This window comes from Streptomyces sp. NPDC054975 (assembly GCF_053609105.1).
Genome location: NZ_JBSGWV010000055.1, coordinates 13,131 through 28,419 on the forward strand (window position 1 = coordinate 13,131; position 15,289 = coordinate 28,419).

Consider the following 15,289-nt stretch of genomic DNA (forward strand, 5'->3'; position numbering starts at 1 on the left):
GGTCACCTCCCCGGCTATGCGCGTCCGGGGGGCCCCCCCCTGCTGCCCGCCCACGAAAGGGCGGTCGTGGGGGGACGTCCGGGGGGGGGGGCGCCGCCGGGGGCGCGGCCGGGTTCGGTCCGCGCCACGTCGGCAGGGGTGCTTGGCGTACTTGCCGTCGTCACGTCGTCGCTCTTCGCTCGTCTACTCGCGGTCGTCGGCGGTGGAGCGGCGCCGCATGCCGAGGAAGATCCCGAACCCGACCACGACGACCAGGGCCGCGCCGATGCCGACGATCACTCCGGTGGACGATCCGCCGTCGGACCCGGACGGGGACCCGGCGGCGGAGGTGGCCGGCTCGGCCGACCACCAGCTCCAGTAGCCGTCCTGGCCCCAGAGGTTGCCGGCGGCCGCCGGCATGGTCGTGATGGACCTGATCTGGTCCGTGCGGTACGCCTCCAGGGCGTTGGGGTAGGCCATGATGTTCATGTACCCCGTGTCGTACAGCCTGGACTGCATCCGCTTGACCAGATCCGCCCGCTTGGCGGCGTCGTACTCCACCGCCTGCTGCGCGTAGAGCGCGTCGAACTGCTGGTCGCAGATGAAGTTGTCGGTGGCGCCGGTGTCCTTCGGGGTCGCGGGCAGGGTGCCGCAGGTGTGGATCGACAGGACGTAGTCGGGGTCGGGGTTGACCGACCAGCCGTCGAAGGCGAGGTCGTAGTCGCCCTTGGTCCATGGGTCGCCGACGTTGTCGAGGCACTCGACCTTCAGCCCGATGCCGAGCTCGCCCCACCACTCCTGGAGGTACTTGCCGACCGCCTTGTCGTTCGGGTCGGTGGCGTGGCAGAGGATGCGGAAGTCCAGCGGCTTTCCGTTCTTGCCGACCCGCTTCCCCTCGCCGTTCTTCTTGTACCCGGCCTGGTCCAGGAGCTGGGCGGCCTTGGCCGGGTCGTAGCCCAGTCTCTGCTCGGCGCTCGGCTTCCAGAAGTACGAGGCGAAGCGCGGCGGGATGTAACCCTCGCCCTCGACGGCGTGACCCTGGAAGACCTTGTCGACGATCGTGGTCCGGTCGACGGCGAGGAAGAGCGCCTTGCGGACGGCCGGGTCGAGCAGCGCGGGATGGCCGTTGCCGAAGGTCTTGCCGTCCTTCGCACGTGCGCCCGGGTTGGTGGCCAGAGCGAAGAAGCGCCGACCGGGCGCGTCGTTGACCTTGATGTTCTTCATGGACTTCAGGGCGGCGGCCTGAGCGGGCGTCAGGTTCGGTACGAAGGACACCTCGCCCTTCTGCAGCGCGGCGACGGCCGCGTCACCGTCCTTGTAGTACTTGAACACCAGCTCGTCGAACTTGGGGGCGCCGCGCCAGAAGCTCTTGTTCGGCTTCATCTTGATGTACTGGTCGACCTTGAAGTCCGTGATGACGAACGGGCCGTTGCCGACGATCGGGAACTGCTGGTCGTTGTTGAACTTCGAGAAGTCGCCGACCTTCTCCCAGACGTGCTTGGGCACGATCGGCACGTCCAGCGCCGTCATCGTCGCCTGAGGCTTCTTCAGCTCGATGACGAGCGTGCGCGGGTCGGGCGCGGTGACCTTCTTGAAGTTGGACGTGAAGCTGCCGTTCGCGGTGGCGGCGTTCTCGTCGGTCATCATCTTGTTGAAGGTCCAGGCGGCGTCCTCGGCGGTGGCCTGCTTCCCGTCGGACCACTTCGAGTCCGTACGGATGGTGTACGTCCAGGTCAGCTTGTCGGGCGAGGGCGACCACTCGGTCGCGAGGCCCGGGATCGGCTTGGCGTCCTTCGCGTCGTAGTTCGTCAGGTACTCGTACGCCAACCGGTGGATGCTCGTCGAGACGAGCTTCTGGGCGAGGAACGGGCTCAGGGAGTCGACGCTCTGCGAGACGGCGACGGTGAGGGTGGTGCCACCCCTCTTCGCGTCACCCTCGGCGGCGTGGGCCGTCTGGGGGACGGCGGTGAGTGTGGCGGCGGTGACGCCTGCGGCGAGGAGCAGCCGGGGGAGTCGTCGAGGAACGCTTCTTCGGGGGGCTGCGGGGCGGGGCGGGACCTTCGTGACCATGACCATAGGACGTACCTCGCGTCGTGGATCTTGGGCGCCAACTGGTGAAGCGAAGGTTTATCAGCGGTGGACGAGGGTCGTCAACGATGACTCAAACCCCTTGTGGGCTGCGGGAATAGCAGAAGGCCCCGCACCGGGGAGCCGGTACGGGGCCTCATTGGTCTACTCCTGTGACGCCTTACTGCTGAGGGGCTGGCGGAGCCTGCGGAGGCGTCTGCGGAGCCTGCTGCGGCCAACCGGGCGGAGGCGCCGGAGCGTTCGGATCCGCGGGCGGCTGCGGGTGCGGCTGCGGCTGGCCGGGCGGCTGCGGAGCCCCGGGCTGAGCCGGAGGCTGCTGCCAGCCCTGGGGCGGGTAGGGCTGCGGCTGCTGGGGCTGGGGGTACGGCTGAGGCGCGTACGGCTGTCCCTGCTGCGGGGGGTACGGCTGCTGGGCGGGCAGGGGCTGGCCGGGGTCGGCCTGTCCGGGCATGGGCTGTCCGGGCATCGGCTGTCCCTGCTGCGGCGGATACGGCTGCTGACCCGGCATGGGCTGCCCAGGCGCGGGCTGACCCGGCATGGGCTGCCCAGGCGCGGGCTGACCCGGCATGGGCTGAGGCGCGTACGGCTGCTGCCCGGGCATCGGCTGACCGGGCATCTGCTGGCCCGGGACCGGCGGGGCCATCTGCGGCGGTACGCCGCCGGCCTGGCCGCCGTCGCCCGTCCACAGCCCCTGCACCTGCTGCGCCCGGGCGAAGTCCTCGGCCACCATCGCCGACAGGTGGAAGTACGCCTCGCGCGTCTTCGGCCGCATCATGTCGAGGTCGACCTCGGCGCCCGCCGACAGGTGCTCGTCGAACGGTACGACGACGACTCCCCGGCAACGGGTCTGGAAGTGCTGCACGATGTCGTCGACCTTGATCATCTTGCCGGTCTCGCGGACCCCGGAGATGACGGTGATCGAGCGCTGCACCAGCTCCGCGTACCCGTGCGCGGAGAGCCAGTCGAGCGTGGTCGACGCGCTGGAGGCACCGTCGACGGACGGTGTGGAGATGATGATCAGCTGGTCGGCGAGGTCCAGCACACCGCGCATGGCGCTGTAGAGCAGACCGGTACCGGAGTCGGTGAGGATGATCGGGTACTGCTTGCCCAGGACGTCGATCGCCCGCCGGTAGTCCTCGTCGTTGAACGTCGTCGAGACGGCCGGGTCCACGTCGTTGGCGAGGATCTCCAGACCGGAGGGCGCCTGCGAGGTGAAGCGGCGGATGTCCATGTACGAGTGGAGGTACGGGATCGCCTGCACGAGGTCACGGATGGTGGCCCCGGTCTCGCGCCGCACCCGGCGGCCGAGCGTGCCGGCGTCGGGGTTGGCGTCGATGGCGAGGATCTTGTCCTGCCGCTCGGTGGCCAGGGTCGCGCCCAGCGCGGTGGTCGTCGTGGTCTTGCCGACACCGCCCTTGAGGGAGATGACCGCGATCCGGTAGCAGGACAGGACGGGTGTGCGGATCAGGTCGAGCTTCCGCTGCCGCTCGGCCTCCTCCTTCTTCCCGCCGAGCTTGAAGCGGGCGGAGGGGCTGGGGTTCCGGCTCGACTTGGCCTTCTGCTTGTTGTTGCGCAGCAGCCGGTCGGAGGAGAGCTCGACGGCGGCGGTGTACCCGAGCGGAGCACCCGGCACGGACCGCTCGCGCTGGTCGTGCGCGACGGGCGTGGGCCACGCGGCCCCGCTCCGGGGATCGGCGGGCACCTGCGGCGGCATCTGCCCGTCGTGCTGCGGCTGCCCGGGCACGGGCGCGGGCATGCCCCCGTGCGGCGCCTGCGGCGCGGGCTGCGCCCCGGGGTGCGGGAACCCGTACCCACCCGGCGCCTGCGCCTGCGGCGGTACGGGAGCGGCCTGCGGCTGCGGCTGGCCGGGCTGGGGGAAGCCGTAACCGCCTTGCGGGGCCGGGGCGTCGGCCGGCTGAGGCGCGGCGGGCTGAGGCTGCGCCGGTCCGGGCTGGGGGAAGCCGTATCCGCCCTGCGGGGCGGGGGCGTCGGCCGGCTGGGCCTGCGGCTGCGGCTGGCCGGGCTGCGGGAAGCCGTAACCGCCTTGCGGGGCCGGGACGTCGGTCGGCTGAGGTGCGGCGGCCTGGGCCTGCGGTTGGGGCTGGCCGGGCTGGGGGAAGCCGTAACCGCCTTGCGGGGGTACGGGAGTCGGCTGCGGCTGGCCCGGCTGGGGGAAGCCGTAACCGCCCTGAGGCGCAGGGGCGTCGGCCGGCTGAGGCGTGGCGGGCTGAGGCTGGGCCGGTCCGGGCTGGGGGAAGCCGTATCCGCCCTGCTGGGCGGGGGCGTCGGTCGGCTGGGCCTGCGGCTGCGCCTGGCCGGGCTGGGGGAAGCCGTATCCGCCCTGCGGGGCGGGGGCGTCGGCCGGCTGGGCCTGCTGCTGGGGCTGTCCCGGCTGCGGGAAGCCGTAACCACCCTGCGGCGGTACGGGAGTCGGCTGGGCCGGCCAGCCCGGCGGCTGCGGTACGACGGACTGCGGCGGCGGCGCGGGCTGGTCGCCCGTGGGCGCCTGGGCGGGCCACTGCGGTACGGCGGCGGGAGCCGCGGGCTGGAACGACGGCGGCAGCGGGGGCAAGCCTTCGGCGCCCTGCGGCGCGACGGGGTTCGAGGGCGGCGCGGGCGCCGTCGGGACGGCCGACGGCATCGCGGCGGGCGGCATCGCCGCCAGGGGAGCGTCCTGCGGCTCGGCGGCGGCGGGTGGCACGGCGGCCGCGTCGACCGGCTGGGGCTCCTGCTCCGCCGGCGTGGAGTCGCTCGGAGTGGAGTCGCTCGGCGTGGAGTCGCTCGGTCCACCGTCCTCGTCGGACGGCGCGGCCGCAGCGTCGACCGGCTGCGGAGCCTCGTCCGCCGGGGCGGGGGCGGGCAGCGCGAGCGCGTAACCGCTCTCCGGCTGAGGGGCCTCGTCGGCGTCTTCGAGGGCGGCCGGAGCCGCCTCGGCGGTGCCGCCGAGGTCAGGGCCCGTGGTCTCGTCGGCCGACTTCGCACCTGGTGCCGACGCCTCACCGGCCGCAGCGCGCTCGGTGATCTCCGCCATCTCGCGCCGGAGCGCGGCAGAGGAGAAGCGCATCGTGGCGCCACTCTCCACGTCCCCGTTGCCGGGTGACCCGCCGTCGCCAGGCGCGGCGGAGGCGACCGGAGGAACGGGAGCAGAGCCCGGCTGTGCGGCTCCAGGCTGCCCCGCACCGGGCTGAACGGCACCCGGCTGCGCCGCACCGGGCTGCACAGCACCCGGCTGTACCGGCCCAGGCTGGCCGCCAGGCGGTCCCGGCTGAGTCCCCGGGGGCGGCGGCGGAACCGCGGTCGGCTGAGCGGGCGGCGCCGGCGGGACCGGAGTCTGCGGGGTCGCGCCGGGGGCGTTGGGTTCGAAGCCGCTGCCGGCCGGGAGACCCGGGACGGCAACGGGCGCATCGCTCGGCGGCGGTGAGGTCGCACCGCCCGCACCACCTGAACCCCCCGCGTTCTGCGTGTACCAGGCCGGAGGGGTGTAGTCGATGGTGAACTCACCCGTCATCTCGGCGGGATCCGCGTCGGACTGATCATCGGCGGGTGGATTCCAACCCCCGTGGATCTCGTCCCGATCGCCGTTCACTTTGCCTCCTGGTGTGGTCGCGCACCCTTGTGCTGTCGTGGGCGGGCCCTCCCACCCTAATCGCCAACCGCGTCTGCCGGGCAGGCCCGACCGCCCGCGCACGCCTGTCCCGTAGGTCACGTATCGCCCCCAAGTGACCTGCCCGCGCCACAGAGTGAACTCCTCTGCGTCAAGAGGCGCGCCAAATCCATACAAAAACGGACGGACTTGGTGTGGCGTTCACGCGTCAGTCCATCCGGCGCGCGCTGCCCAACAATCCGGTCTCGGCATCCGTCGCCTGCGTCATGACGAACTGGCGGTCACCCGGCGTGCACCACAGGGTCACCCCGTCGGCCAGTGTCGACAATGCCTCCGACTCCGCGCCCGGCAGCCCCATGAGCCGGCCGATCTGCGTGGCCTCGTCCGGCGAGACCCGCTGGATCCCCACGAGGGAGGACTTCTCCAGCAGGCGGGGTGCCACCGGGCTCAGGTACGGCAGCAGTGTCACCACCGACTGCCAGGGCCCCGACACGACCCGGCCGCGTGGCGGGCGCATGCCGCAGTCCCGTACCACGACCACCGGGCTGCCGGCCGACGCGCCCTGCGGCGGGACCCGGCCGACGTCGTGCAGCGTGATGCACGGCTGGCCCCCGCCCGCCGCCTGCGCGAGCGTCGTCCAGGCTTGCGCCCGGCCGGTCTCCACCGCGACCCGCGCACCCGTCGCGGCCGCGCGCAGCGCCATCACCTGGGCCGTCCAGAGTCCGCCGATCAGCGTCACGTCGTACGGAGTGGGCCGGTTGATGCCCAGGACGGCGGGCCGCCCCTCGGCGTCCACGCCGATGACCATGCCGTCGTCGCCCACCGGCACGCTCAACGCGTCGAGCTGCTCCACCGGTACGGAGTGCCGGTCGCGACGCGGCCCGATCAGCCCGAAGCCGACCCGGGGCCGTGCGCCCCGACCCGTACCCCGACCGGACCGACCACGCCGCCCGGCACCGCCGCCGGCGACGCCGGGAGCGCCCTGGCCGGACGGACCCGCAGGACCGGAGCTCGGTCGGGAGGCGGAGCTGGCGGAGGAGGGGGAGTTCGCGGAAGCGGAAGAAGGGGAGTTCGCGGAAGAAGGGGAATTGAAGCCCGCAGGAGAGAAGGACATCAGCGCGCACCCCCGAGCGGCAGCGAGGCCAGCATTCCCGGGACCTGTTCGCGGTCGAGCCGCACCAGACCCGTCTTCACCCCGCGCGCCACACGCTCCAGTTCGTGCCGCGCCGCCACCAGCTCCTCGTCGCTGCGCCCGGTGATCCGTACGTGCCCGGCCACCGTCACCTCCTGGCGGTCGCCACCGCTCAGCGTGAGGCTGAACGTCGTCGCGAGCGCCGGAAGCGAGGTCAGCAGGGCGATCAGCTGCGGCATCGACGCGCCCGGCCCGCCCGCGCCCCCGAGGTGCGGCCAGCGCCCCACCCAGTACGTCGTGTGCCGGCGGTCGTCGACCCGCCAGGTCCGCGCCGTCTCCTGCGTCCGCCGGGCCTGCGCCTGGCCGCGTCCCCCCTGCGTGATCGCCATCGGGCTCGCGCAGGTCGACGTGGCGAGCGCGGCCGTCAGCTCCTGCTCCGTGAGCACGGTCGCCCGGAACCCGGCCCCCGCCAGCCGGCTCGCCAGCTGGTCCGCGGCCCGCACCACGCACTTCTGCGCGCCCTCCAGGCCGCCACCGCGCGCGGCGACGGCCTCCGGGCACAGCTCCGGGTCCAGCTTCAGCGCGATCCAGGTCACCCGTACCGCCGGAGAACCCGTCTGCGCCTGCAGCGGGGCGTAGTTGCGCGCGGCCATCGACTGCGCGGGCAGATGCGGGGCGGGCGCGGGCTGGGTGTGCTGGACGATCTGCGCGGACTCCAGCCGGATCCCGTCCACCTCCAGGACGTCACGGACGACCCCGAACGGCAGCGGCCGCGCCGAGCGGTCCGCGCGCAGCGCCGTGGCGCCCGAGTCGACCCGTACCAGCACCGTGAGGAACGTACCGTCGCCGATCATCCCGACCGGCCGGCGGTCCCGGTCGCTGTAGGTGGACGTGCGCAGCGCCGGATCGCACTCCACGACCGGGGCGAGACCCGGCTCCGTACCCTCCGGGACGACGAAGGACGCCGCCCGGCGCGTGCGCGCCCTCAAGGTGAGGAACGTGCCGAGCCACTCCGGCATCGAGCGGCGGTGCCGGCGCACCACCGCGAGCAGGACGAGCACCGCGGCGAGGAGTCCGGCCGGGACCAGGAGCATCGGTTCGACGACCCAGGCCACGAGCAGCGACGCGACCGCGACCTCAATCAGTACGAGTTGTTGCAATCGGAACGATCCGAAGTGTCCCGGACGCGCCTGGAGGCGGGGCGAGACGGCGGACGGCGCGCCGGTAGGAGGGATGGCGGAACGGGAGGAAGGCCTGGCCGCGGCGGACCGCGTCCGCGTCGCGGATGCCATCATGGCGAATCCCCCCACATTCGTCCCGATCACCCTGGCTCGCCAGGTTTTTGGCGGCCCGATCACCCTACCCGCCCCCCAAGCGCCGGAGGACAGCAGGCATAGTAGGGGGCCGGTCCGACAGCCGGAGCCCGGGTGCCACGCCCCCCGGAGGCATCGGTCACGACTGAGCCTGACGAAAATGGGGACTCATGGCATCACGGCGGGATGAGCTCAACGCGTACACCTTTGCGAAGAAGCGCACGGTGGCCGCATTCCTCCAACCTTCTCCCTCCGGTACGGAGGAAGGGGCGCCGAGGCCGCTGCGCGCGGTCGTGCCCGGACTCATCGTCGGTGCGCTGGTGCTCGCCGGTTTCGGGGCCTGGGGCATGTTCAGCCCGAAGGCACCCAAGGGCTGGGACAAGCCCGGTACCAAGGTGATCGTCGGAAAGCAGTCGACCACCCGCTATGTCGTACTCACCACCGGCAAGGGCAAGGACAGCAAGACCCTGCTCCACCCCGTCCTGAACCTCGCCTCCGCACGGCTCCTCCTGACACCCCAGTCCTTCTCCGTCATCCAGGTCGCCGACGAGGTGCTCGACGGCGGCAACCCGCCGCGCGGCCCGATCCTCGGCATCCCCTACGCGCCGGACCGGCTTCCCTCCCCGGGCGAGGCCGGCACCGCCAAGCGGTGGGCGGTGTGCGAACAGCCCGGCGGCGGCAAGGGAGGCAGCGTCCAGAAGGCCGCCTTCGTCTTCGCGCAGCGGGACTTCAGCCGCACCGAGGGCTCGGGGCAGCTGAAGGACGGGCAGATCATGTACGTCAAGGGGCAGAAGGGCAGCGCCCGCTACCTCGTCGACCACCGGGGTACGAAGTACCTGATCCCCGGCGCGCCCGACGAGTCCGCCGGCCTGACCACCGCCCTCGTCGGCCTCAACAAGGAACCCCAGCAGGTCACCGACGACTGGCTGGCCACCCTGCACACCGGCAGCCCCCTCGCTTTCCCGCAGATCCCCGGCCGCGTCGGCACGTCCGCCGGTGTCGGCGGAGGCCTCAGCCAGACCGAGGACCGGGTCGGCATGGTCCTGCTCGCCCAGACCGGTTCCGGACCGCAGCACTACGTCGTCCTGCCGGGCAAGGTCCAGCCGGTCTCCGAGTTCACGGCCTGGCTGCTCATCAACTCCCCGCAGACCGACCCGCTCGACATGGACGGCCGGGTGACCACCGTCGACGCGGCCTCCTTCACACCGGACTCGACCACCTTCGGCACCCAGTACCGCTGGCCGACCCGTAAGTCGGAGCAGGTCAACACCACGACCGGGGCCGGCGCCCGGGACACGATCTGCAGCGTCCTGAACAGCGTCGACGACAAGGGCGGCACCACCCTCACCACCTGGGCCGGTACGAAGTACCCGGCGGAGATCACGGCCGGCGGCACCAGTACGTACGTCACCCCCGGCAGCGGACTGCTCTACACCCAGGTGCAGGGCAACCAGAGCAAGCCCGACGGGTCGCTCTTCCTCGTCACCGACACCGGACTGCGGTACGCGGTCCAGGCGAACGGGGACAGCGACGCCGCCCGCTCCGACATCGGCACGGGCGAGGGGACCAAGCAGCCGACGGACGGCCGCCCGGAACCGAGCGAGGCACAGACACGTCTGGGCTACGAGAAGGTCACACCGGTCCTGGTCCCGATGGAGTGGTCGGAGTTCCTCTCCAAGGGCCCGAGGCTCGACACCAACAGCGCGCGCCAGCCGCAGGGTTCGTAGGAGCGGGTGACACAGGTGACGCACCACAAGGCAGCGGCCCTCCTCGCGGCGACGACCCTGACCGCCCTCCTCACGGCGCCGCACGCCGAGGCGGCCCCGGTCGACCTGGACGGCAGCGGCGAGTGCACGTTCCCGATGAAGAAGCAGATCGAGGGCATCCCCTGGTCGCTCCAGCGGGTACTCCTGGACGAGCTCTGGCAGGACACGAAGGGCAAGGGCGTCCGGGTCGCGGTCATCGACACCGGCGTGGACGACGTCAACCCCCAACTGAAGACGGCGGTCGACGCCGAAGCAGGCAAGGACTACCTGAAACCGGACAAGAACAACCCGGGCGCGGGCGACGACAAGCGTGGCAGGACGGACGGCACGGTCGACGAGGTCGGCCACGGCACGAAGGTGGCGGGCATCATCGCGGCCCGCCCCCGGGCGGGCACGGGCTTCGTAGGACTGGCTCCCGAGGCGACGATCATCCCGATCCGCCAGAACGACGAGAAGAACAGCGGCAAGTCCGACACGATGGCCCTGGCGATCGACCACGCGGTCGCGCAGGACGCCGACGTCATCAACATCTCGCAGGACACCACGCAGCCGCTGAGCCCCGACTCCGCGATGGGCAAGGCGGTGGCCCGCGCCCTGGCGAAGGACGTCGTCGTGGTCGCCTCGGCGGGCAACGACGGCATGGACGGCAAGCTGAAGAACACCTACCCGGCGGCCTTCCCAGGCGTCCTCGCCGTGGCCTCGTCGGACCGGAACAACGAACGCGCGGAGTTCTCCCAGTCCGGCACGTTCGTGGGCGTCGCGGCGCCCGGCGTCGACATGGTCTCCACCGTCCCCGGCGGCGGCCAGTGCGTCGACAACGGCACCAGCTTCTCGGCGCCGTACGTCTCCGGCGTCGCCGCACTCCTGCGGGCCAAGCACCCCAGGTGGAGCCCGGCGCAGATCGTCGCCCGCATCGAACAGACGGCGGTACGGTCCGTCAACGGCCGTGACAACCACGTGGGCTGGGGCGTGGTGGACCCGGTCCGCGCCCTCGCCGACGCCCCGGAACCGGCACCGACCGAACCCACCCCCGACCCGGGCCCGCCCAAGCCCCCGGCCCCAGAGCCGGCCCACCTGGCGATGACGGAGACGTCCCAGGAACGCGCGGAACGCCTGGGCACCTACGCCCTGGGCGTCGCGGCCGTCCTGGTGGCCGTGGTCGCGGGCACCGCGACGGTGATTCGCGACAGCCGGCGGCGGCGACGGGGGATGTGACTTTGCAATTGGAACTGTCGTACCAAATGGCTAGAGTGGTGTGCGGGTTCACGAGCCTGACGAGGGGGCGCTGACGTGGGAGAGCCGGCCGGGGGCGGCAAGCAAGGGCTGGAAGTAGGAGAAGTCACTCTCCAGAGCTTCTACTCACGCATGCAGAAGCTCGTCGAAGAACTGAAGGGCTCACCCGCCGAGCACACGAAGATCGGCGAGCAGAAGGTCACGGCCGCGTCGTACGGCACGGGCTTCGCGGCAGCGACGGAACTGCACAGCGCGTACGAAAAGGTACGCACGCGCCTCGAAGAGCTGACGAGGACGTTCGGCGAGACGATCGAGGGCATGGGCCTGGCGGCCACGATCGCCGACAAGGGCTACACGGGCGTGGACGAGGAAGAGCGGGAGCGGTACGCGGCGATCCGGAAGCGCACCAAGGAAGAGTACGACGAGCATCACGGCGATCGCGGCCAGACCGACGGCAACGGCAGGAACGAACCGCAGCAGCCCGCCAAGGGCACGGATGACACCGGCGATTCCGGCGGATTCAGCTAACGGGGGTAGGAAGAGATGGCAGGAGAGTTCGAGGGGAAGTCCCTGGACGCCCTGTACGCGATGATCGCGTCCGCCAAGCCGGAGGAAATCACCACCACCGGCTCGGCTCTGGCCGCGGCGGTGCCGAAGATCCTTGAGATCGCTGCCGATCTGCGGCAGTACATCAGCCGCGTCCAGTGGGAGGGCGAGGGAGGCGACTCCTTCCGCACCTGGGGCGCGGGCATGGTCTCCGAAACCCTGGTGCTGGGTGACTTCACCAAGGTCGTCGCGGACGAGATGCAACGCGCGGGCCAGGCCCTCTCCGAGGCGAAGGCCGCAGTGCCGAAGCCGGCGGGGATGTGCTTCGCGGACCCGGAGAAGGAGAAGGCCCGCATCGAGGCGGAGACGGGCCCGAAGCTCCAGGAAGCGATCCACCAGATGGAGCGGCTGTCGTCGTACTACGACGCGACGCGGACGCGGATGCAGGCGGAGCGTGAGCCGGAATTCAAGCCCGTCGACCTCGACGTCGGCGCAGGCGAACGTGCATACGGGTCGGGGAGTACCGGTGGCGGGACTACCTACGCGGCTTCCTCCGGGGGAGGGCCCACCCATGCCGATCGATCGTCGTCCCGTACGCCCGATGAGGCGACACCGAGCCGACCGACCCCTGACGTGACGCTGCCTCCGACTGCCACGCGGCCGCCGGAGAACGAGGTGAACACGAACCTCGACTCCGTGACCATCACGCCAGACGTTCCGACCCGTCCCGCAGTGCAGCCGCCCGCGACCCCGCCGATGACGACGGGTGGCCCGCCGCTCCTTCCGTTGCCGCCTCTCGCTCCACCGGTCGGTCCCCAGCCGACGGCTGGCCCGCCGCGTGCGAACCCGGGTCTCCCGGGCCCTGCGAACGGCGGTCTGAAGGGGCCCAGCCCTCTCGGCGTGCCACCCCGCGCCGAGGGCATCACCGGAGGCCGTCAGGTGCCTGGGCGTACGGGCCTGCCCGGTCAGGGGCCTCGGCTGCCCATGGGCCCCGTGATCGGCGAGGAACGCGCAGGCCAGTACGGTCGCGGTGCGGCAGGAATGCACGGGCCTGGCGCCGGCATGCACGGCGCGCCGGGCGGCAACACGGGCGGTTCGGCGGGTCGCCGCCTGGCCATGCAGCCGGGCGGGACCGTCGGAAACCCCACCGGGGCCGCCGGACGGGCGTTCACCCCTGGCGGCACCGGCCTGGTCCGTCCGACCTCGACCGAGCGGGGCGAGGATGAGCGTCGTACAAACCGTTCCCGCCCTGACTATCTGACCGAGGACGAGGAGACGTGGGCTCCCGGCCAGCGTCAGATCGTCCCGCCCGTCATCGACTAGGAGCCCTTCGCTCATGTCCCCGTTTGCCCGTGTCCTTCGCCGCCGTGCGGTCGGCCTACTCGGCGCCATGACTGCCGTCGTCGCGACATGGACCGTTGCGGCGCCGACCGCGCAGGCGGAAGACATGCGCGCGCGTCAGTGGTACTTGGACGCGATGAAGGCGGACCAGCTGTGGAAGGTGGCCACGGGCAAGGGAGTGACCGTCGCCGTGCTCGACACGGGAGTGGACTCGACGGTGTCGGAACTTCGCGGAAAGGTGCTTCCCGGCGCGAACTTCTACGACGCCGGCGGGGGTGATGGCCGTACGGATACCGAACGCCACGGTACGAACATGGCCATCGCCATTGCCGGCAGCGGGTCCAACGGGGGCGTGAAGGGGATCGCACCCGACGCCAACGTCTTGCCGGTGAAGGTTGGTGAGCGCGCCACGTTCGGTCTCGTGAAGCACACCGCGAAGGCCATTCGCTATGCAGTGGACAGTGGTGCACGAGTGATCAACATTTCCATGGCCGGCGTAGCCGACGAGGCCGAGGTCGCCGCATGGCAAGCGGCTGTGGACTACGCTGAGGACAAGGACACCCTGATCTTCGCGGGAGCCGGTAACGATGGTCGCGAGAGCCGGGAGTACCCCGCAGCGATCCCCGGAGTCGTAGCCGTCGGTGCCCTCGACACCAATGGCAAGGTCGCCAAGTTCTCCAACTACGGCCCCCACCTTGCCCTCGCCGCACCAGGCGTCGAGATTCCTGGCCTCTGCACCGCCGACAAGTCTCGGTACTGCGCCCACGAGGGCACAAGCCAAGCCACCGCCATCGCCTCCGGCACCGCCGCCCTCATCTGGTCCGCGCACCCCGACTGGACCGCCAACCAGGTGCTCCGCGTCATGATGGAGACCGCCGGTCACGTCGGCGAGGTGCCGAGCAAGTACATCGGGTACGGCTCCATCCGACCCGCCCAGGTCCTTCTGGAGGGCAAGGGCAACCCCGGCGACCCGAACGTCAACCCGCTGCTCGCCGCGCAGCAGGCACAGTCGAGCAAGTCGCCCACACCTCAGACTTCCCCCTCTCCTGACAGCACGGGGGCAAGCGGCAACAACGGGCCGGCCCAGGAACCGAACAAGCCTGAGTCGGCGGCCCGGCCCGACGAGGGCGGGTTTCCGCTCTGGGGCATCGCCGTGAGTGCCGTCGCGGTCGTCGTCGTCATCGGCGTCGCCGTGGCAGCAGGCAGACGCAACAGGAGAGCGTAGCCAGGAGCTACGCGCACGCGCACGAGCACCTTCCCGACAACGAGGAGCGTCACATGACCAGCCCCGCAGGTGGGTTCGGGCTTGCCGAGGATCCGGTAACCCAGGCCAAGAACAAGATCATGCAGACCGGTGAAGAGGTCTCCAAGCAGGCCCGCGAGATGGCCAACATCCTGGAGACGGTCCACGCGGGCTGGACGGGTGCCGGTGCGGCTGGCTTCAAGACGGCGCAGTCGGCCCTCAACGAGGACCACGACACCATCCGTCGGCTGCTCAACGTGCTGCTCAACGCGGTGAACGAGACCAAGAACCTCAGCACCGCGAACGACTACGAGGTGTTCCAGACCCTCAAGGCCAACAACTCCGCGCTGAACAACCTCTGAGTCCGAGGGAGCACACGATGTCCGGCATCGATCAGAACACCAAGGTCAGGTACGAGAGCGTCCAGGAGATGGCGAACCGTCTCCGGGTCGTCTCCTCGAACATCATCAAGGACCTCGAGGAGATGAACGCCGCTCTCCGGGTCGTCACCGACACCTGGGACGGTGAAGCCCACGCGGAGTACGTGATCCTCCAGGGCAAGTACAAGAAGCGCGCCGAGGACATGAGGAACCGGCTCGAGCTCGTCGCCAAGCAGATCGAGCAGGGCAAGGACAGCTACCGCGGTACGGACATCAAGGCGTCGCGCCTGTTCACCGAGGGCTTCTGACCCCTCCCATCCGTGCAGCGGAAGGGGCCCGTTCCAGCCTGGAACGGGCCCCTTCGCGTACGTCTCGCGCACGACCTACTTCAGGTCGAACTCGCCGTCCTTCGCGCCCAGGACGAACGCCGTCCACTCGGCCTCGGTGTAGCGCAGGACGGTGTCGCGGTCGAGCGACGAACGCATCGCGACCGCCCCACCCGGCAGATGGGCGATCTCCACGCGCTCCTCGTCGGGGCTCGTGCCGGGAGGGCCCTGCCACTCGACGTCGCTGATGTCGAGCGCGTACAGCGCGTCCTTCTCCTGCTGAGTGCCCATCAGTCTCTGCTCCTTAGTGCGGGTGGAACGTCGTCGCAGCTCAATGA

General features: G+C 71.1%; 12 protein-coding genes. 7 read left to right on the top strand and 5 right to left on the bottom strand.

The window, feature by feature from the left end; all coding sequences use genetic code 11:
* Window positions 1-183: 183 nt before the first annotated feature.
* The 4 genes from ACWF79_RS30085 to eccE all read right to left on the bottom strand — a co-directional run bounded on the left by ACWF79_RS30085 (window position 184) and on the right by eccE (window position 8,095).
* Window positions 184-2,049, bottom strand: a complete 1,866-nt coding sequence (locus ACWF79_RS30085) for an ABC transporter substrate-binding protein (protein ID WP_453731326.1) — start codon at window positions 2,047-2,049, stop codon at window positions 184-186.
* Between the two features lie 178 nt (window positions 2,050-2,227).
* Complete coding sequence (locus tag ACWF79_RS30090; protein WP_453731327.1) at window positions 2,228-5,653, bottom strand: SCO5717 family growth-regulating ATPase; 3,426 nt, start codon at window positions 5,651-5,653, stop codon at window positions 2,228-2,230.
* A 226-nt stretch (window positions 5,654-5,879) separates the two neighbouring features.
* Window positions 5,880-6,560: a hypothetical protein gene (locus ACWF79_RS30095; protein WP_453731342.1), complete on the bottom strand. Its 681-nt coding sequence runs from the start codon at window positions 6,558-6,560 to the stop codon at window positions 5,880-5,882.
* Between the two features lie 224 nt (window positions 6,561-6,784).
* The gene (eccE, locus tag ACWF79_RS30100) at window positions 6,785-8,095 is read right to left on the bottom strand and encodes a type VII secretion protein EccE (RefSeq protein WP_453731343.1); all 1,311 of its coding nucleotides are present in this window, start codon (window positions 8,093-8,095) and stop codon (window positions 6,785-6,787) included.
* Window positions 8,096-8,286: 191 nt separating this feature from the next.
* Here eccE and eccB point away from each other — a divergent pair, with 191 nt between their 5' ends.
* The 7 genes from eccB (at window position 8,287) to ACWF79_RS30135 (ending at window position 14,933) form a co-directional block, all read left to right on the top strand.
* Entirely contained in the window at window positions 8,287-9,843 is a 1,557-nt protein-coding gene (gene eccB / locus ACWF79_RS30105) for a type VII secretion protein EccB (RefSeq protein WP_453731328.1), read from the top strand.
* 135 nt (window positions 9,844-9,978) lie between these two features.
* Entirely contained in the window at window positions 9,979-11,097 is a 1,119-nt protein-coding gene (gene mycP, locus ACWF79_RS30110; protein WP_453731344.1) for a type VII secretion-associated serine protease mycosin, read from the top strand.
* 75 nt (window positions 11,098-11,172) lie between these two features.
* The gene (locus tag ACWF79_RS30115) at window positions 11,173-11,643 is read left to right on the top strand and encodes a hypothetical protein (RefSeq protein ID WP_453731329.1); all 471 of its coding nucleotides are present in this window, start codon (window positions 11,173-11,175) and stop codon (window positions 11,641-11,643) included.
* Window positions 11,644-11,658: 15 nt separating this feature from the next.
* Window positions 11,659-12,984, top strand: coding sequence for a hypothetical protein (locus ACWF79_RS30120; RefSeq protein WP_453731330.1), 1,326 nt, complete (start codon window positions 11,659-11,661; stop codon window positions 12,982-12,984).
* A 67-nt stretch (window positions 12,985-13,051) separates the two neighbouring features.
* Window positions 13,052-14,227, top strand: a complete 1,176-nt coding sequence (locus ACWF79_RS30125) for a S8 family serine peptidase (RefSeq protein ID WP_453731331.1) — start codon at window positions 13,052-13,054, stop codon at window positions 14,225-14,227.
* A gap of 53 nt (window positions 14,228-14,280) precedes the next feature.
* Complete coding sequence (locus ACWF79_RS30130) at window positions 14,281-14,607, top strand: WXG100 family type VII secretion target (protein WP_453731332.1); 327 nt, start codon at window positions 14,281-14,283, stop codon at window positions 14,605-14,607.
* A 17-nt stretch (window positions 14,608-14,624) separates the two neighbouring features.
* A complete protein-coding gene (locus tag ACWF79_RS30135; RefSeq protein WP_453731333.1) occupies window positions 14,625-14,933 on the top strand; it encodes a WXG100 family type VII secretion target in 309 nt (102 codons plus the stop codon).
* A 75-nt stretch (window positions 14,934-15,008) separates the two neighbouring features.
* Here the strand turns inward: ACWF79_RS30135 and ACWF79_RS30140 are convergent, their stop codons facing one another.
* Complete coding sequence (locus ACWF79_RS30140) at window positions 15,009-15,242, bottom strand: DUF397 domain-containing protein (RefSeq protein ID WP_453731334.1); 234 nt, start codon at window positions 15,240-15,242, stop codon at window positions 15,009-15,011.
* Window positions 15,243-15,289 lie beyond the last annotated feature (47 nt).

Coding starts and splice junctions, on each gene's coding strand:
- eccB (WP_453731328.1), top strand. CDS start 8,287: ATGGCATCACGGCGGGATGAGCTCAACGCGTACACCTTTGCGAAGAAG.
- eccE (WP_453731343.1), bottom strand. CDS start 8,095: ATGGCATCCGCGACGCGGACGCGGTCCGCCGCGGCCAGGCCTTCCTCC.
- mycP (WP_453731344.1), top strand. CDS start 9,979: ATGAAGAAGCAGATCGAGGGCATCCCCTGGTCGCTCCAGCGGGTACTC.
- ACWF79_RS30125 (WP_453731331.1), top strand. CDS start 13,052: ATGACTGCCGTCGTCGCGACATGGACCGTTGCGGCGCCGACCGCGCAG.
- ACWF79_RS30085 (WP_453731326.1), bottom strand. CDS start 2,049: ATGGTCACGAAGGTCCCGCCCCGCCCCGCAGCCCCCCGAAGAAGCGTT.
- ACWF79_RS30135 (WP_453731333.1), top strand. CDS start 14,625: ATGTCCGGCATCGATCAGAACACCAAGGTCAGGTACGAGAGCGTCCAG.
- ACWF79_RS30120 (WP_453731330.1), top strand. CDS start 11,659: ATGGCAGGAGAGTTCGAGGGGAAGTCCCTGGACGCCCTGTACGCGATG.
- ACWF79_RS30140 (WP_453731334.1), bottom strand. CDS start 15,242: ATGGGCACTCAGCAGGAGAAGGACGCGCTGTACGCGCTCGACATCAGC.
- ACWF79_RS30130 (WP_453731332.1), top strand. CDS start 14,281: ATGACCAGCCCCGCAGGTGGGTTCGGGCTTGCCGAGGATCCGGTAACC.